The organism is Enterobacter sp. 22452 (assembly GCF_052045065.1).
GTDB lineage: Bacteria > Pseudomonadota > Gammaproteobacteria > Enterobacterales > Enterobacteriaceae > Enterobacter > Enterobacter mori.
The window spans coordinates 258,410-276,240 of sequence record NZ_JBQEOB010000005.1 but is presented as its reverse complement, the minus strand read 5'-3'; the positions used below and the strand labels follow the sequence as shown (position 1 = coordinate 276,240).

The window sequence follows — 17,831 nt, the reverse complement described above, 5'->3', positions numbered from 1 at the left end:
CTCGGCGAGGATGGTATGAAAAATACATCGATAACCAACAGAACCGAATATTACAAAATCAGCAGCTTTATTTTTCTCTATTTCTTTACCTGGTCCGCCAGTATTGGTTTGCTGGCTATCTGGCTCGGTCAAAAAGCGAATCTCAGCGGGGCGGTGATCGGAACCGTATTCGCGGTGAACGGTATTTTCTCCGTTATTCTCAAACCCATCTACGGCTATATTCTCGATAAAATCAGCATGAGCAAATACCTGCTCTATTTTGTGGTCGCCATGTCGGTCCTGATGGCGCCGTTCTTTATTTACGTCTATCAGCCGCTGTTAATCTCCAACACCATGTTGGGGATCATTATCGGCGCGCTCTATTTAAGCTTTGCCTGGTATGCGGGCGTGGCGGCGTGTGAATCCTATTCTGACCGCTTCAGCCGCCTGAACGGCATGGAGTTCGGGCAGATCCGCATGTGGGGCTCGCTCGGCTGGGCGGTGGCGTCGTCCTTCTCCGGCCTGCTGTTTAACCTCTCGCCTGCGTATAACTTTATTATGGGCAGCGTGACCTCTGTGGTGATGCTGATTGTCCTGCTCAGCCTGAAAGTGAACACTAACTCTGTTCACGCCGGTGAGGTGCTGACCAAAGAAAAAATCGCTCCTTCGGACGTGTTCGCTCTGCTGCGCAGCCGTAAATTCTGGGCTTTCTGCCTGTACGTGGCCGGCGTGGCGTGGATGATGTTTATCGCCGAACAGCAGTTCTCGCGCTATTTCGTCACCTTCTTTGACGATATTCACCAGGGCAACGCGGTGTTTGGCTATTTGGGCACCGTGCAGTCCGGCATGGAGTTCGTTATGTATATGGTGATCCCGCTGTTCGTTAACTTTATTGGCGCCAAGCGCGGGCTGTTAATTGTCGGTCTGGTGGTGGGGGCGCGTCTGATTATTTCCGGCATGTGCGATTCACACCTGTTAATTTCCGTGCTGAAGCCCCTGTACGGCCTGGAAATCTGCCTGCTGCTGGTCTCCGTCTTTAAATACATCGCCGAACATTTCGATAAGCGCGTTAACGCCACCATGTATTTACTGGGCTATCAGGCAATGCTGTACGTCGGTAACGTGGTCATCTCTTCGCCTGCGGGATATATGTATGATCGCATCGGCTTTGAACAGACCTATATCATCATGGGCGCCACGGCGCTGACCTTTACTCTTATTTCTGCCTTCACGTTATCCGCCTGTCAGAGCAAATGGCGCGGACCCCGCACGCTGAACGTAGCAGAAACCTCTACCCGATAATTACGCCGTCAAAGAAGGAACCGAAATATGTTAAGTCGTATCAAAGAGGAGCGCCTGCCTGCGATTGCCGCGCCCGTTGACCCACGCGCATTTAGCGATGAACTCAGCTCGGCACGCGGCCATGTCCTCGACCTGATTAGCCGTCATTTAACCGAATTCGGCGAGCAGTTCCCGGCGGAAACCTGTAAGGACGGTTTTTACCCGCTGACCGATAACGTGGAGTGGACCACCAGCTTCTGGACCGGCCAGCTCTGGCTGGCGTGGGAGATGAGCGGCGAGGCGAAGTTCCGCGAGATGGCGGAAAAGCACGTACGCTCGTTCGGCCTGCGCATCGCCGGACGCAATGACACCAACACCCACGACCTGGGCTTCCTGTACACGCTCTCCTGCGTGGCGGCCTGGCGGCTGACCGGGAACCGCGAGGCGCGCGGGTTCTCCCTGCTGGCGGCGGAAGCCCTGCTGGAGCGCTTCCATGAGAAGGCGAAGATCATTCAGGCGTGGGGCGATCTGGCCGATCCGGAACAGGCCGGACGGATGATCATCGACTGCAACATGAATCTGCCGCTGCTCTATTGGGCGACGGAACAAACCGGCGATCCGCGCTTTGCCGAGGCTGCAAAAGCGCACGTGATGCAGGCGGCGACGTATCTCATCCGTGAGGATGCCTCGACGTTCCACACCTACTATATGGATGTGAACACCGGCGCGCCGCGCTACGGCAATACCCAGCAGGGCTACGCCGACGATTCGTGCTGGTCGCGCGGGCAGGCATGGGGCATTTACGGCTTCCTGCTGAGCTATATCTATACCGGTGACGAGACGATGATCGCCCTGTCGAAGCGGCTGGCGAACTATTTCCTCAACCGACTGCCGGAGGATTCTGTTTGCCACTGGGATCTGGCGCTGGTGGGCACCGACGCGCTGCGCGATTCGTCATCGGCGGCCATCGCGGTATGCGGGCTGCTGGAACTGGTGAAGCATCTGCCGGTCACGGATCCGGATCGCGAGCGCTATCTGGAGTGGGCGAAAGGGATCATGTCGTCGCTGACGAAGCACTATCTGATGGGCAAAGACGAGAAGGGCAACGGGCTGCTGAAGCACTCGGTGTATCACCTGGCGAGCAATAAAGGGGTGGATGAGTGCGCAAGCTGGGGGGATTACTTCTACGTTGAGGCGCTGGTGCGCTTTACGCAAAGCTGGAAATCGTACTGGTAAAACAGTCGGGGGAGGTCCCCCCGACTCTGCGGTTACGCTTTCGGGATGCGCAGCGTCTGGCCTGGATAAATTTTATCCGGGCTGGAGAGCATCGGGCGGTTCGCCTCGAAAATCTTGTTGTACTGGTTGGCATTGCCATACACCGTTTTGGAGATGGCGCTCAGGGTGTCACCTGATTTAACCGTGTAGTAGGTCGCTTCATCTTCGGCATCGGTGGCGGTGATGTTGTTCTCCACCTCGCTCACCCCTGCGATGTTCCCCACGGCAACCTGAATTTTCTCTTTCTGCTCTTGCGTCAGCCCGTCGCCCGTCACGCTGGCTTTGCCGTCAGTAACGGTGACCTGGACTTTATCCGCGCCAGGAATATTCAGCTTTTTGAGGTGCTCGCTGACTTTATCGCTCTGACCTTTATGATCGGTCAGGTTATCCCACAACTTTTCGCCTGCTTCTTTCACGAAGTTAAAAAGACCCATTCCATCCTCCTGTTAACAATGAAGTCAGAATAAGCATAGCAGTTGGGTTTTAAGGTGATACAAAAAGCCCGGTGGCGCTAGCGCTTACCGGGCCTGCGGGTCAGGTTTTGTAGGCCGGGTAAACGCAGTGCCACCCGGCAAATTCCACGAACCTTAAACCCCTTGCTCCAGAATTCGGATATGGGTATCCAGCACGTCACCTTTTACCGCCTCACTCCACGCTTTCATGTGCGGAGTCTGCAGGTGCGCTTCAAGGTGCGCCACGGTTTCCCACAGTTCAACCATCATGATTGAATCCGGCGCGGTCGCCTGGAAGCTGGCATCAGTGGCTGCATCCACCAGCGGCGCATAGCCGTGGCAGCCTTCTTCTTCAAGTACGGTCGGGATAATCTTCGCGAACTGATCCAGCACCGCCTGGCGGTGATGTTGACCTGGACGAGTACGAATTTCAGCAATTACGGTAAGCATGGTTAACTCCTTCTAATTCCAGGTTACCAGTTAAGCAAAAATTTCCGCGAGATGCTTGCGATATTCTGCGATATAGCTCGGGACATCAGGCATTTTAATCACGTCGTTAACGATAAACGTCGGCAGCGGATCCATGCCCAAGAACTGGTTCGCCTTGTGGAACGGCAGATACGCACCGTCTACGCCCACGCCTTCGAAGAACTGATCTTTCTCGGTGAAGGCTTCCATCGGGGCGTTCCAGGTCAGGGAGAGCATATATTTTTTGCCCTGAATCAGGCCGCCGGAACCGTATTTTTTGGAAGCGTCTGAACGGGTACGACCGTCGCTGGCATACAGCGAACCGTGGCCTTCAGTGAACACGTCATCCATGTATTTTTTCACGGTCCACGGCGCGCCCATCCACCAGCCCGGCATCTGCCAGATAACCACGTCGGCCCACAGGAAGTTCTGCACTTCGGCTTTCACGTCATAATTGCTGTCCGCGCGCACGACCTTAACATCATGCCCGGCGTCGCGCAGGAAACCGTCCGCGACCTCGGTCAGGGTGTCATTCAGCTGGCCTTTAGAGTGCGCGAACTCTTTCGCGCCGTTGATAATCAAAATATTGCTCATTATTTGTCCTCGGTGTTGAGAGTATGTCGGGGATTCTACGCGCGAGGACGGAGCGGAAAAATAAGCAAAATGTGCAAAGTCTTTTGCGCATAGCGCAATAATGCCTACCAGCTGACGTTGACCTCAACGCCCCCTTCAGCCGCATTAGCCAGCGAGACGCGCATACCGTGGAGGGTGGCGATGCGTTTAACAATCGATAACCCCAGCCCGCTTCCGGTGGCATCTTGCCCCGGTGGACGATAAAAGCGCTCGCCAATACGTGCCAGCGCGTCGGGGGAAATCCCGGGGCCGTTGTCACGCACGGTGAAGCGGTGACCGTCCAGCGTCACGTCCACCACGCTACCGCGCGGGCTGTAACGTACTGCATTATCCAGCAGGTTACGTACCAGCAGGCTCAGGAGCAGCTGTTGACCCGCGAGTTTCACCTCTGGCGCACGGATATTCAGGCGCACATCAATGCCCGCCTGCTGCGCCGGATGATAAATATCCATCACCGCGGACTGCAGTAAATCGGCCATGACAATCGGCTCGACGCCGTCCAGGTTATCCAGCGAATCCAGGCGCGACAGCGTAAGGAGTTGATCCACCAGCCGGGAGGCGCGGTCGATACCCGCATGAAGCTGCGAAAGGGCTTTGGACTGCGCCTCGGGATCGTCCTGATACAGCTGCGCCACGTCGGTTTGCACCTTCAGGGCGGCTAACGGGCTGCGCAGCTCGTGGGCGGCATCGGAGGTAAAGCGGCGCTCGCGGCTCATCATCTCTTGCGTGCGTATAAACAGGTGATTCAGCGCGTCGAGCAGCGGACGCACCTCAGTGGGGACACCCTCCGTTGAGAGTTTATCGGTGGCATCCGGCGTGCGGGAGCGCAGGGTCTGCGCCAGCTTTTTCAGCGGCTTCAGCTCGCGGCTCAACAGCAGGATCAGCAACAGCAGCATGACGGGCAGCGCCACCAGCCACGGCGTAAGCTGAGAACTCACCACGTCCAGCGCCATGTCCTGGCGGTACTCCCACTCCTGCCCGACCACCACGCGGTATTTACCGTCTGGCGACGTCAGCCATAAGAAGCGCCATTCGTCGTTGTCGTCCTGAAGCCGCCCGTCAGCAAACCCGTCGCGACGATAGTGATACGGAATATCGCGCCCGTTTTCACCGTCGTTGAGGATCATGCTGCCGTCGGCGCTGAAAATGGCAAAGGCCAGCGCGTCATCGTCCAGATGCCCGTGTTTGGCTTTTTTGGGCACCTCGCGCATGCGCTCCGGCGCGCGGATCTCGTCCAGGTCCATCGTCAGCAGACGTTTGGCAAACAGCATCTGCTGGGTATCAAAGAGCTTGTCGAGCTTATGCGTCGTTTGCTGCCACGCGACAAGACTGGCGGCAAACCAGGCCGTCAGGGAGAGCAGCAGGAAGAGCAGCGTCAGGCGGAGTTTCAGGCTCAGTTTCATGCGTCACCCAGGGTGTAGCCGATGCCGTGCACGGTGCGGATAAACGCGCTGCCGAGCTTGCGGCGAAGATGATGGACGTGGACCTCTACGGCGTTACTGGAGACGTCGTCATCCCAGCTATAGAGCTTTTCTTCAATTGCTTTGCGGGGAAGCACGCGGCCCGCATTGCGCATCAGCAGCTCCAGCAGGGCAAACTCTTTCGGTTTGAGGGGCAGCGTTTCGCCCTCCAGCGTGGCGACAAGGCTCGTCGGGTCGAGCGTGACCTTACCGTGACGCAGCTCGCTGCGGGTCTGACCGTGGCTGCGCCGCACCAGCGCTTCAAGGCGCGCGGCCACTTCGATCAGGGCAAACGGCTTACAAAGGTAATCGTCCGCGCCCAGGCGCAACCCCTCGACGCGCTGGTTCAGCGCATCCCGCGCCGTCAGAATCAGTACCGGCTCGCTGCGCCCGCTTTCGCGCCAGGCGCGCAGGATCGCCAGCCCGTCGATCTCCGGCAGCGTCAGATCCAGCACTACGGCATCATAGGGTGCGCTATACAGCGCGGCCTGACCGGTTTTCCCGTCGGTAAACCAGTCCACGGTAAACCCCATTTTGCTCAGGCCCGCTTTGATGCCGTCGCCGATGAGCCTGTCGTCTTCTACCAGTAAAATGCGCATGTTCCCTCCTTGATGCCGTCAGTAAACCCTCTGAATCAACATGCTGTACAGTAAAAATAAATAAATTTTCCCCTTAAGAAGTTGTTAAGGATTACCCTGTTTAATGGACTGCGAAACCACATTAAAGGGAGAGATTAAGATGAAAAAATTCGCTGCACTTGCTGCCATCATGATGATGACCACTGCCCCTGTTTTTGCCGCGCAGGGCGGATTTAACGGCCCGTCCGCAACCGCGACCCAGACGCAAACCCAGCAGGGCGGTTTTGTGGATAACAACGCCAACCTGACGACGGCGGCAAAAGTGAAGGATCTGAAGGACGATGCCTGGGTGAAGCTGCGCGGGAACATCACCGAGCGCCTGTCCGATGACCGCTACACCTTCCGCGATGAAACCGGCACGGTGGTGGTTGAGATTGACCACAAGCGCTGGAACGGCGTGACCGTCAGCCCGCAGGATAAGGTCGAACTCCAGGGTAAAGTCGATAAAGACTGGAACGAGTTTGAAATCGACGTGAAGCAGGTCATCAAGCTGAACAAATAACCCGAAAAGGGCCGCCTGTGCGGCCCTTTTTCTTTGTGACTCAATTCGTCAGATGAGGTAGTATCTGCGGCAATATTGCCTGAAACCCTTCGGTTTCTGAGTTGAGGAATCACACGTAATGAGCGATATGGCAGAGCGCCTCGCGCTACATGAATTCACGGAAAACGCCTACCTGAACTACTCCATGTACGTCATCATGGACAGGGCGTTGCCGTTTATCGGGGATGGCCTGAAGCCCGTTCAGCGCCGCATCGTCTATGCGATGTCCGAGCTGGGGCTGAACGCCACCGCCAAGTTCAAGAAATCCGCCCGTACCGTCGGTGACGTACTGGGTAAATACCATCCGCACGGTGACAGCGCCTGTTATGAAGCGATGGTGCTGATGGCGCAGCCGTTCTCTTACCGCTACCCGCTGGTGGACGGGCAGGGGAACTGGGGTGCGCCGGACGATCCTAAATCCTTCGCGGCGATGCGTTATACCGAATCCCGCCTGTCTAAATACGCCGAAGTACTGCTGGGCGAGCTGGGTCAGGGAACCGTTGACTGGGTGCCAAACTTCGACGGTACGATGCAGGAGCCGAAAATGCTGCCTGCGCGTCTGCCGAACATCCTGCTGAACGGCACCACCGGTATCGCGGTCGGTATGGCGACGGACATTCCGCCGCACAACCTGCGCGAAGTGGCGAAAGCCGCCATCACCCTGATTGAGCAGCCGAAAACCTCGCTGGACGAGCTGCTGGATATCGTGCAGGGGCCGGATTACCCGACCGAAGCCGAGATCATCACTTCGCGCGCGGAAATCCGCAAAATCTACCAGAACGGTCGCGGCTCCGTACGCATGCGCGCGGTGTGGAATAAAGAAGATGGCGCTGTGGTGATCACCGCGCTGCCGCATCAGGTCTCCGGGGCCAAAGTGCTGGAGCAGATCGCCTCCCAGATGCGCAATAAAAAGCTGCCGATGGTGGACGACCTGCGCGACGAATCGGATCACGAAAACCCGACCCGTCTGGTGATCGTCCCGCGCTCGAACCGCGTGGACATGGAACAGGTGATGAACCACCTGTTCGCCACCACCGATCTGGAAAAAAGCTACCGCATCAACCTGAACATGATTGGCCTTGACGGTCGCCCGGCGGTGAAAAACCTGCTGGAGATCCTCACCGAATGGCTGACGTTCCGCCGCGATACGGTGCGCCGTCGTCTGAACCACCGTCTGGAAAAAGTGCTTAAGCGCCTGCATATCCTCGAAGGTTTGCTGGTGGCGTTCCTCAATATTGACGAAGTGATTGAGATCATCCGTACCGAGGACGAGCCGAAGCCCGCGCTGATGTCGCGCTTTGGCATCAGCGAAACCCAGGCCGAAGCCATCCTCGAACTGAAGCTGCGTCATCTCGCCAAACTGGAAGAGATGAAGATCCGCGGCGAGCAGAACGAGCTGGAAAAAGAGCGCGATCAGCTGCAGGCGATTCTGGCGTCCGAGCGCAAGATGAATACCCTGCTGAAGAAAGAGCTGCAGGCGGATGCTGAAGCCTTTGGCGACGACCGTCGTTCTCCGCTGCACGAGCGCGAAGAAGCGAAGGCGATGAACGAACACGACATGCAGCCGTCCGAGCCGGTGACCATTGTGCTGTCGCAGAGCGGCTGGGTGCGTAGCGCCAAAGGCCACGATATCGACGCGCCGGGCCTGAGCTATAAAGCGGGCGACAGCTTCAAAGCGGCGGTGAAAGGCAAGAGCAACCAGCCGGTGGCGTTTATCGATTCCACTGGTCGCAGCTACGCTATCGATCCGATCACGCTGCCTTCCGCGCGCGGGCAGGGTGAACCGCTCACCGGCAAGCTAACGCTGCCGCCGGGCGCGACGGTTGACCATATGCTGATGGAAGCGGATGACCAAAAACTGCTGATGGCCTCCGATGCGGGCTACGGCTTTATCTGTACCTTTAACGATCTCGTGTCGCGTAACCGCGCCGGTAAAGCGCTGATTAGCCTGCCGGACAACGCCCACGTGATGACGCCGCTGGTGATTGAGAACGAGAGCGACATGCTGCTGGCGATCACCTCTGCCGGCCGTATGCTGATGTTCCCGGTCAGCGATTTGCCGGAGCTGTCAAAAGGCAAGGGCAACAAGATCATCAACATCCCGTCGGCGGAAGCGGCGAAAGGCGAAGATGGCCTGGCGCATCTCTTCCTTCTGCCGCCGCAGAGCACGCTGACTATTCATGTCGGCAAGCGTAAAATCAAACTGCGTCCGGAAGAGCTGCAGAAGGTTGTTGGCGAGCGCGGTCGTCGCGGCTCGCTGATGCGTGGCCTGCAGCGTATCGACCGCGTGGAGATTGACTCTCCTGCGCGCAGCACCGCGGGCGACAGCGAAGAGTAACGTAACGCCTCCCCCCTCCGTTCCGGAGGGGGGCATTTCACGAAAATTTCCCGTAAAATCGTTGTTAATTCGTGCGTTGCGATTAACAATACGCGCTCGTAATAAAGTCCTTACCTGGCCACAGGTGAAGTATAATTGTCAGCTGTCAGGGCTTCAGAGGTCGCTATGCTATACATTGTTCGTCTCATTCTTACCGTTATCTACTGCATTCTGGTCTGTGTTTTCGGCTGCATCTACTGCCTGTTCAGTCCGCGTAATCCTAAGCATGTCGCCACCTTTGGCCATATGTTTGGCCGCCTTGCGCCGCTGTTTGGTCTGAAGGTGGAAAAACGCCTGCCGGAAGGCGCGGAGCAGTTCGGCAACGCCATCTATATCGCTAACCATCAGAACAACTACGATATGGTGACCGCCGCAAACATCGTACTGCCGCCAACCGTGACGGTGGGGAAAAAGAGTCTGTTGTGGATCCCGTTTTTCGGTCAGCTCTATTGGCTCACGGGTAACTTGTTGATTGACCGTAATAATCGAGCCAAAGCGCATGGCACTATTGCGGAAGTGGTGAATCACTTTAAGAAACGCAAAATCTCAATCTGGATGTTCCCGGAAGGGACGCGTAGCCGCGGTCGTGGCCTGCTGCCGTTTAAAACCGGTGCGTTTCATGCCGCAATTGCGGCAGGTGTTCCAATTATTCCTGTGTGTGTTTCCAATACTTCTAATAAGATTAATCTTAACCGCCTGAATAACGGGTTGGTCATTGTCGAAATGCTGCCGCCGGTGGATACCAGTAAATATGGCAAAGATCAGGTGCGCGAACTGGCCGATCATTGCCGTGAGCTGATGGCTCAGCATATTGCGTTGCTCGACAAAGAAGTCGCAGAGAGAGAAGCCGCCGGTAAGATTTAATCCGGCGTTATAAGGGAAAACGAATTCCCGCGTTGTTAGTCGTTTCAGATGGAGCTTATATGTCATTCAGTCGGCGTCAGTTTATTCAGGCTTCGGGGATCGCCCTTTGTGCAGGTGCGATACCGCGGACAGCCAACGCCGCCGGGCAGCAACAGCCGCTGCCTATTCCACCGTTGATTGAATCCCGTCGCGGGCAGCCGCTTTTCCTCACGCTACAGCGTAGCCACTGGTCCTTTACTCAGGGAACGCGCGCGCAGATATGGGGAATCAATGGGCGTTACCTTGGCCCAACCATTCGCGTGTGGAACGGCGATGACGTTAAGCTGATATACAGTAACCGGACGACTGAAAATGTCGCGATGACCGTCAGCGGACTGCAGGTGCCGGGGCCGCTGATCGGCGGCGCGGCGCGCATGATGTCGCCAAACGCCGACTGGGCGCCCGTCCTCCCTATCCGCCAGAGCGCGACCACGCTGTGGTACCACGCCAATACGCCGAACCGCACCGCCCAGCAGGTCTACAACGGCCTGGCCGGTATGTGGCTGATTGAGGATGAGGTGAGTAAATCGCTGCCGATCCCAAATCACTACGGCGTGGATGATTTCCCGGTCATTATTCAGGATAAGCGCCTTGATAACTTCGGCACGCCGGAATACAGCGAGCCGGGCAGCGGTGGTTTTGTTGGCGATACGCTGCTGGTTAACGGCGCGCAAAGCCCCTTTGTTGAAGTCTCGCGTGGCTGGGTGCGCCTGCGTCTGCTGAACGCCTCCAACTCGCGCCGCTATCAGCTGCAGATGAGCGACGGCCGCGCGCTGCACGTGATCTCAGGCGATCAGGGTTTTTTACCCGCACCGGTTTCCGTTAAACAGCTGGCGCTCTCGCCGGGTGAACGTCGTGAAATCCTGGTGGATATGACTAACGGGGATGAAGTCTCCGTCACCTGTGGTGAAGCGGCGAGCATTGTTGACCGCATTCGCGGGTTCTTTGAGCCGTCGAGCATTCTGGTCTCTACGCTGGTATTAACCCTGCGCCCAACCGGTCTGCTGCCGCTGGTGACCGATAGCCTGCCAATGCGCCTGCTGCCGCAGGAGATCATGAGCGGCTCGCCGGTGCGCAGCCGTGATATCAGCCTGGGCGACGATCCGGGCATCAACGGCGCGCTGTGGGATGTGAACCGTATCGACATTACCGCGCAGCAGGGCACCTGGGAGCGCTGGACGGTTCGTTCGGATATGCCGCAGTCGTTCCATATTGAAGGGGTGTCATTCCTGATCCGCAACGTCAATGGCGCAATGCCGTTCCCGGAAGATCGCGGCTGGAAAGACACCGTCTGGGTGGATGGTCAGGTTGAACTGCTCGTCTACTATGGTCAGCCTTCCTGGCCGCACTTCCCGTTCCTGTTCCATAGCCAGACGCTGGAGATGATGGACAGGGGGTCTGTGGGGCAGATGCTGATCAATCCGGCACCGTGAAACGAGTCGGGTGGCGGCTTCGCCTTACCCGACCTACAGGCCCGTAGGCCCGGTAAGCGTAGCGCCACCGGGCAATAAATACCCCTTCATTTCCCACATTGATCCAGCGTATAATCCCCGCCCTTTTGTCTATTTTTTCTTCGGAAGCATTATGAGCGCAATTTCCCTGATCCAGCCGGATCGTGACCTCTTCTCCTGGCCCCAGTACTGGGCGGCCTGCTTTGGACCGGCGCCGTTCCTGCCGATGTCCCGGGAAGAGATGGACCAACTGGGCTGGGATAGCTGCGACATCATTCTGGTCACGGGCGATGCCTACGTTGACCACCCGAGCTTTGGTATGGCGATTTGTGGCCGTATGCTCGAAGCGCAGGGCTTCCGCGTGGGGATCATCTCCCAGCCTGACTGGAACAGCAAAGACGACTTTATGCGTCTGGGGAAACCGAACCTGTTCTTCGGCGTGACCGCAGGCAACATGGACTCGATGATCAACCGCTACACCGCCGACCGTAAGCTGCGCCATGACGATGCCTACACGCCGGATAACGTGGCGGGCAAACGCCCGGACCGCGCTACCCTGGTCTATACCCAGCGCTGTAAAGAAGCCTGGAAAGACGTCCCGGTGATCCTGGGCGGCATCGAGGCGAGCCTGCGCCGTACCGCGCATTACGACTACTGGTCAGATACCGTTCGCCGCTCGGTGCTGGTGGATTCCAAAGCCGACATGCTGATTTATGGTAACGGCGAGCGTCCGCTGGTGGAAGTGGCGCACCGTCTGTCCCAGGGTGAGCCGGTGAGCAGCATCCGCGACGTGCGCAATACCGCGATCATGGTGAAAGAGGCGCTGCCGGGCTGGAGCGGGATGGATTCCCGTATCATTGATATGCCGGGCAAAATCGACCCGATCCCGCACCCGTACGGCGAAGATCTGCCGTGTGCCGATAACAAACCGGTTGAGCCGAAAAAAGCGGAAGCGAAGGCAATCGTTGTGCAGCCGCCGCGCCCGAAACCGTGGGAAAAGACCTACGTGCTGCTGCCGTCCTACGAGAAGGTGAAAGCCGACAAGGTGCTCTACGCGCACGCGTCCCGTATTCTGCACCATGAAACCAACCCGGGCTGTGCCCGCGCGTTGATGCAGAAGCACGGCGAGCGCTTTATCTGGATCAACCCACCGGCGATCCCGCTTTCCACCGAAGAGATGGACAGCGTCTTTGCGCTGCCGTACAAGCGCGTGCCGCACCCGGCGTACGGCAACGCCCGTATCCCGGCGTATGAGATGATCCGCTTCTCGATCAACATCATGCGCGGCTGCTTCGGCGGCTGTTCCTTCTGCTCCATTACCGAACACGAAGGCCGTATTATCCAGAGCCGCTCTGAAGATTCGATCATCAATGAGATCGAAGCCATTCGCGACTCGGTGCCGGGCTTTACCGGCGTGATCTCCGATCTCGGTGGCCCAACCGCAAACATGTATATGCTGCGCTGCAAGTCGCCGCGTGCGGAGCAAACCTGCCGTCGCCTCTCCTGCGTCTATCCGAGCATTTGCGAGCACATGGACACCAACCACGAGCCGACGATCAACCTCTACCGCCGCGCGCGTGACCTGAAGGGCATCAAGAAGATCCTGATCGCCTCCGGCGTACGTTACGACATCGCCGTGGAAGATCCGCGCTACATCAAAGAGCTGGCGACGCACCACGTCGGCGGCTATCTGAAGATTGCCCCGGAGCACACCGAAGAAGGCCCGCTGTCGAAAATGATGAAGCCGGGCATGGGCAGCTACGATCGCTTTAAAGAGCTGTTCGACACCTATTCGAAGCAGGCGGGTAAAGAGCAGTATCTGATCCCGTACTTCATCTCTGCCCACCCGGGCACGCGCGATGAAGACATGGTGAACCTGGCGCTGTGGCTGAAGCAGCGTCGCTTCCGTCTGGATCAGGTGCAGAACTTCTACCCGTCGCCGCTCGCGAACTCGACGACAATGTATTACACCGGCAAGAACCCGCTGAGTAAGATTGGCTATAAGAGTGAAGAGGTGGTGGTGCCGAAAGGGGATAAACAGCGTCGTCTGCATAAAGCGCTGCTGCGTTACCACGATCCGAAAAACTGGCCGCTGATCCGTCAGGCGCTGGAAGATATGGGTAAAAAACACCTGATCGGCTCGCGCCGCGACTGCCTGGTACCGGCCCCGACGCTGGATGAAATGCGCGAAGCACGTCGCCAGAACCGCAATACGCGCCCGGCGCTGACCAAGCACACGCCGATTGTGCATCAGCGTTCGAACGGTGTTGCGGGAACGAAGAAGAACGTAAAACGTAAGACCGGTTAAACCTGTAACAATGCCCGGTGGCGCTGGCGCTTACCGGGCCTACAGGTCAGCGCGTAGGCCGGGTAAGGCGAAGCCGCCACCCGGCTTTTTTACGCACTTAACCGCCAAACTGATCCGGATCCGGGCCTAAACGTTTACCTTTATCCAGCTTCGCAATCTCACCCAGCTCATCTTTATCCAGCCGGAAATCCCAGACGTCGAAGTTCTCGGCGATGCGCGACGGCGTGACCGATTTCGGGATCACCACCAGTCCATTATCCAGATGCCAGCGAATGACAATCTGCGCCGGCGTCTTGCCGTATTTATCCGCCAGCTCACGGATAATTTTCTGATCGAACACCCCTTCGCCGCCCTGCGCCAGCGGGCTCCAGGATTCGGTCTGGATCTTATGCGTGGCGTTCCAGGCATGAAGCTGGCGCTGTTGCAGCAGCGGGTGCAGCTCAATCTGGTTGATGACAGGCGCAACGCCGGTTTCATCAATCAGACGCTGCAGGTGATGCACCTGGAAGTTACAGACGCCGATGCTTTTCACCAGCCCCTCTTTTTGCAGGTCAATCATCCCTTTCCAGGCATCAACATAGTGATCGATAGCCGGAACCGGCCAGTGCATCAGCCAGAGATCGACGAAATCGAGCTGGAGCTTTTCCAGGCTCTCCTCCAGGGCTTCGCGGGGGCGTTTTTGATCGTCGTTCCACAGTTTGGTGGTGATGAATAACTCATCGCGGGGGACGCCGGCGCTGGCCAGTGCGGTCCCCACGCCGTCCTCGTTTTTGTACGCGGCGGCGGTATCAATCGACCGATAGCCGACTTCCAGGGCTTTATGAATGGCGGAGACGACCTCGTCGTTACCGGCTTTCCATACACCTAGCCCCAACTGGGGCATCACGTTGCCGTCCTGCAGCTTGATTACGGTTTGGTTTGCCATTTTTCCTCCTTCAGGTGCGCATCGTCGGAGGGGGACTCCGACGATGGGGTGTGCATTAAGTCTGGACGAAATGTCAAAAAACGAAAGTCGGGAGGGCAAAAACGCTTAGCGCGCCGCTTCGTAAATGCGACGGCTGACGTCCAGCGTAATGTCGCCGTGCTCGCCCAGTTGGGTCATGCCGTGTTCTTCAAGTTTTGCCAGCAGAGCAGGGATGGAGCTGCCGTCCAGGCCGTAGCCGGACAGACGCGTTGGCACGCCCAGACCTTCAAAGAAGCTGCGGGTCGCTTCGATGGCGGCATCAATACGCGCATCGTCAGAACCTTCGGTGATGTTCCACACGCGCTCGGCGTACTGCAGCAGTTTGGCACGCTTGGTACCGCGTTTTTCGTTCCACAGGGCAGGCAGAACGACGGCCAGCGTCTGGGCATGATCCAGACCGTGCATAGCCGTCAGCTCGTGGCCCAGCATGTGGGTCGCCCAGTCCTGCGGCACGCCAGCACCGATCAGGCCGTTCAGCGCCTGGGTTGCCGCCCACATCACGTTGGCGCGCACGTCGTAGTTTTCCGGTTCTTTCAGCGCTTTCGGGCCGTCTTCGACGAGCGTCAGCAGAATGCCTTCCGCGAAGCGATCCTGGATTTTGGCATCGACCGGATACGTGACGTACTGCTCAACGGTATGTACAAAGGCATCGACCACGCCGTTAGCCACCTGACGCGCAGGCAGGGTGTAGGTATACACCGGGTCCAGAATGGCAAACACAGGCTGAACGTGTTCGTTCATAAAGGCCTGTTTGTCACCGGTCGTTTTACGGGAGATCACCGCGCCCTTGTTGGATTCAGAGCCGGTCGCTGGCAGGGTCAGCACGGAGCCCATCGGGATGGCGCTTTTAATGTCGCTGCCGCGGGTTTCCAGAATGTGCCACGGATCGATGCCGTCAGCGTAGTGCGCTGCCGCCGCGATGAATTTGGTGCCGTCCAGCACGGAGCCGCCGCCGACCGCCAGCAGGAAGGTGATGTTGTCTTCGCGGGCGATTTTCACCGCGTTCATCAGCGTTTCGTAAGAGGGGTTTGGCTCAATGCCGCCGAACTCACGCACGTCCAGTCCGTCCAGGGCGCTGTAAACCTGATCCAGCACGCCGGTTTTTTTCACGCTGCCGCCACCGTAGGTGATCAGCACGCGGGCGTCAGCGGGGATTTGCGCGCGCAGGTCGGCGATGGCGTCTTTACCAAACAGAATGCGGGTTGGGGTGTGAAGATTAAAGTTGTTCATTGCTCGTTCCCTTTAGTGGGTGAAAAACCGTGGTGGCGCAGAGGGCTACCTGATGCTGCACATTGTGGCCGCCCGGGGCTATCCTCTCAATGCACATTCCTGCCGATGTCTTGCCCATTTCTACAGAGCGCTGGAGAAAGCGCGGAAAACGACGCACACTGTCAGCGTCGGAAACCGTACCCGGAGTAACGTAATATGAACCGTGAAGCGATCTGCCATCAGCTCACTACGCAGATTAAAAGACTGATAGATAACGAAAAGGGTGTCAGTAACCTGCTTCCTGACATTCGCCTGCTCTACGGCACGCAGCCCGGGACGCGCACGCCGGTGATGTACCAGCCGGGCATCGTTTTTCTCTTCTCGGGCCATAAAATTGGCTATATCAACGAGCGCGTGTTCCGCTACGACACCAATGAATACCTGCTTCTGACAGTACCTTTACCCTTCGAATGTGAAACCTTCGCGACAGAGGCGGTTCCGCTGGCCGGTATTCGCGTCAACGTCGATATTCTTCAGCTGCAGGAGCTGCTGATGGAGATTGGTGAAGACGAGTTTTTCCAGCCTTCGATGGCGGCAAGCGGGATTAACTCAGCGACGCTGTCGGAGGAGATCCTCTGCGCCATTGAACGTCTGCTGGACGTGATGGAAAGGCCGCTGGACGCGCGTATTCTCGGCAAGCAGATTATCCGTGAAATTATTTACCATGTGCTGCTGGGACCGGGAGGCGGTGCGTTACTGGCGCTGGTGAGCCGACAGACCCACTTCAGCCTGATCAGCCGCGTGCTCAAGCGTATCGAAAGTCAGTACACGGAAAACCTCAGCGTCGACCAGCTGGCGGCGGAAGCGAACATGAGCGTCTCGGCGTTTCACCATAACTTCAAATCGGTGACCAGCACCTCGCCGCTGCAGTACCTCAAAACCTACCGTTTGCACAAGGCGCGGATGCTGATGATCCACGACGGCATGAAGGCCAGCGCGGCGGCAATGCGCGTCGGCTATGAAAGCGCGTCGCAGTTCAGTCGGGAGTTTAAGCGCTATTTCGGCGTCACGCCGGGAGAAGATGCGTCGCGCATCCGAACGATGCAGGGAGCCTGACGGGAAACGTAGGCCGGGTAAGCGATAGCGCCACCCGGCTTTTGTTTATGCACTGCAGTACTTTTTCTTAATCACCACCGCAATCGTCCCTACCAGCCCTGCCACCAGCAGGAACATCGGCAGCACCATCAGGAAGGTCATCACCTGGTCTTCATGCTGTTTCACAAACGGGATCATATTCAGCGCGTAGCCGAGTGTGGTGACTACACCAACCCACAGCAGGGCGCTCAGCCAGTTGAAGAACTGGAAACGGCGGTTCGACAGGCCGGAAATGCCCGCCATGGTGGGCAGAAGCGTGCGAACAAATGCCAGGAAACGCCCGGCCAGCAGCGCCAGCAGGCCGTGCCGGTCAAACATGCAGGTCGCGCGCTGATGATATTTATGCGGCAACTGCGCCAGCCAGCCTTTTACGACGCGCGTATTCCCAAGCCAGCGGCCCTGTAAATAGCTCAGCCAGCAGCCCAGGCTGGCGGCTGACGTGAGGATCACCATCGTCGGCGTGAAGTCCATCACTCCCTTGCCGATTAACGCGCCTGCGAGCAGAAGCAGGCTGTCACCGGGGAGAAACGAGGCGGGCAGTAATCCATTTTCCAGAAACAGCGTCGCGAACATCACGAAGTAAACAATCCCCACGACGTGCGGATCCGCCAGCGCGGCAAAATCGTGTTGCCAGAGCGCCGCAATAATATCTTGAATAACAGCCATGGACTTTCCTGTGGAACAGCAGATATAACGCTATTGTACTCCCGAATTGGCCCGCTGGGGTTGATCGCGGA

Annotated in this window: 16 protein-coding genes; 8 read left to right on the top strand and 8 right to left on the bottom strand. The window is 57.6% G+C overall.

Annotated features, from left to right (window positions below; all coding sequences use genetic code 11):
- The first annotated feature begins 15 nt into the window (after positions 1 to 15).
- Together ACTJJA_RS16400 and ACTJJA_RS16395 are read left to right on the top strand one after the other, a co-directional pair.
- Positions 16 to 1,281: an oligosaccharide MFS transporter gene (locus tag ACTJJA_RS16400; RefSeq protein ID WP_440668685.1), complete on the top strand. Its 1,266-nt coding sequence runs from the start codon at positions 16 to 18 to the stop codon at positions 1,279 to 1,281.
- Between the two features lie 27 nt (positions 1,282 to 1,308).
- Positions 1,309 to 2,496, top strand: a complete 1,188-nt coding sequence (locus tag ACTJJA_RS16395) for a glycoside hydrolase family 88 protein (RefSeq protein ID WP_440668684.1) — start codon at positions 1,309 to 1,311, stop codon at positions 2,494 to 2,496.
- Between the two features lie 32 nt (positions 2,497 to 2,528).
- Here ACTJJA_RS16395 and lysM read toward each other — a convergent pair whose 3' ends face one another.
- The 5 genes from lysM to qseB all read right to left on the bottom strand — a co-directional run bounded on the left by lysM (position 2,529) and on the right by qseB (position 6,147).
- Positions 2,529 to 2,969, bottom strand: a complete 441-nt coding sequence (lysM, locus tag ACTJJA_RS16390; protein ID WP_010435614.1) for a peptidoglycan-binding protein LysM — start codon at positions 2,967 to 2,969, stop codon at positions 2,529 to 2,531.
- A 153-nt stretch (positions 2,970 to 3,122) separates the two neighbouring features.
- Positions 3,123 to 3,437 carry a putative quinol monooxygenase gene (locus tag ACTJJA_RS16385; RefSeq protein WP_010435613.1) on the bottom strand — a complete coding sequence of 105 codons (315 nt, stop codon included), beginning with the start codon at positions 3,435 to 3,437 and terminating at the stop codon, positions 3,123 to 3,125.
- Positions 3,438 to 3,467: 30 nt separating this feature from the next.
- A complete protein-coding gene (locus tag ACTJJA_RS16380) occupies positions 3,468 to 4,049 on the bottom strand; it encodes an NAD(P)H-dependent oxidoreductase (RefSeq protein ID WP_047347835.1) in 582 nt (193 codons plus the stop codon).
- 104 nt (positions 4,050 to 4,153) lie between these two features.
- Positions 4,154 to 5,491 (bottom strand): quorum sensing histidine kinase QseC, encoded by a 1,338-nt coding sequence (gene qseC, locus ACTJJA_RS16375; RefSeq protein WP_440668683.1) that lies wholly within the window; start codon positions 5,489 to 5,491, stop codon positions 4,154 to 4,156.
- Entirely contained in the window at positions 5,488 to 6,147 is a 660-nt protein-coding gene (gene qseB / locus ACTJJA_RS16370; protein WP_440668682.1) for a quorum sensing response regulator transcription factor QseB, read from the bottom strand. Before qseB ends, qseC begins: the two co-directional genes overlap by 4 nt.
- A gap of 139 nt (positions 6,148 to 6,286) precedes the next feature.
- On the opposite strand from qseB, the gene ACTJJA_RS16365 reads away from it, so the two are divergent.
- The 5 genes from ACTJJA_RS16365 (at position 6,287) to ACTJJA_RS16345 (ending at position 13,766) form a co-directional block, all read left to right on the top strand.
- Positions 6,287 to 6,688 (top strand): YgiW/YdeI family stress tolerance OB fold protein, encoded by a 402-nt coding sequence (locus tag ACTJJA_RS16365; RefSeq protein ID WP_029485199.1) that lies wholly within the window; start codon positions 6,287 to 6,289, stop codon positions 6,686 to 6,688.
- Between the two features lie 118 nt (positions 6,689 to 6,806).
- Positions 6,807 to 9,065, top strand: coding sequence for a DNA topoisomerase IV subunit A (gene parC, locus ACTJJA_RS16360; protein WP_440668681.1), 2,259 nt, complete (start codon positions 6,807 to 6,809; stop codon positions 9,063 to 9,065).
- A gap of 165 nt (positions 9,066 to 9,230) precedes the next feature.
- Positions 9,231 to 9,968 carry a 1-acylglycerol-3-phosphate O-acyltransferase gene (gene plsC, locus ACTJJA_RS16355; RefSeq protein ID WP_440668680.1) on the top strand — a complete coding sequence of 246 codons (738 nt, stop codon included), beginning with the start codon at positions 9,231 to 9,233 and terminating at the stop codon, positions 9,966 to 9,968.
- Positions 9,969 to 10,027: 59 nt separating this feature from the next.
- Positions 10,028 to 11,440, top strand: coding sequence for a cell division protein FtsP (ftsP, locus tag ACTJJA_RS16350; protein WP_440668679.1), 1,413 nt, complete (start codon positions 10,028 to 10,030; stop codon positions 11,438 to 11,440).
- Between the two features lie 151 nt (positions 11,441 to 11,591).
- Positions 11,592 to 13,766, top strand: a complete 2,175-nt coding sequence (locus tag ACTJJA_RS16345; RefSeq protein ID WP_440668678.1) for a YgiQ family radical SAM protein — start codon at positions 11,592 to 11,594, stop codon at positions 13,764 to 13,766.
- A gap of 97 nt (positions 13,767 to 13,863) precedes the next feature.
- On the opposite strand, the gene dkgA is transcribed toward ACTJJA_RS16345, so the two are convergent.
- Positions 13,864 to 14,691, bottom strand: coding sequence for a 2,5-didehydrogluconate reductase DkgA (gene dkgA / locus ACTJJA_RS16340; RefSeq protein WP_440668677.1), 828 nt, complete (start codon positions 14,689 to 14,691; stop codon positions 13,864 to 13,866).
- 105 nt (positions 14,692 to 14,796) lie between these two features.
- Positions 14,797 to 15,960, bottom strand: a complete 1,164-nt coding sequence (yqhD, locus tag ACTJJA_RS16335; protein ID WP_440668676.1) for an alcohol dehydrogenase — start codon at positions 15,958 to 15,960, stop codon at positions 14,797 to 14,799.
- Positions 15,961 to 16,155: 195 nt separating this feature from the next.
- Between yqhD and ACTJJA_RS16330 the strand changes: the two genes are divergently transcribed.
- Complete coding sequence (locus tag ACTJJA_RS16330; RefSeq protein WP_010435596.1) at positions 16,156 to 17,055, top strand: AraC family transcriptional regulator; 900 nt, start codon at positions 16,156 to 16,158, stop codon at positions 17,053 to 17,055.
- A 45-nt stretch (positions 17,056 to 17,100) separates the two neighbouring features.
- Here the strand turns inward: ACTJJA_RS16330 and yghB are convergent, their stop codons facing one another.
- Positions 17,101 to 17,760, bottom strand: a complete 660-nt coding sequence (yghB, locus tag ACTJJA_RS16325) for a DedA family general envelope maintenance protein YghB (RefSeq protein WP_089599576.1) — start codon at positions 17,758 to 17,760, stop codon at positions 17,101 to 17,103.
- Positions 17,761 to 17,831 lie beyond the last annotated feature (71 nt).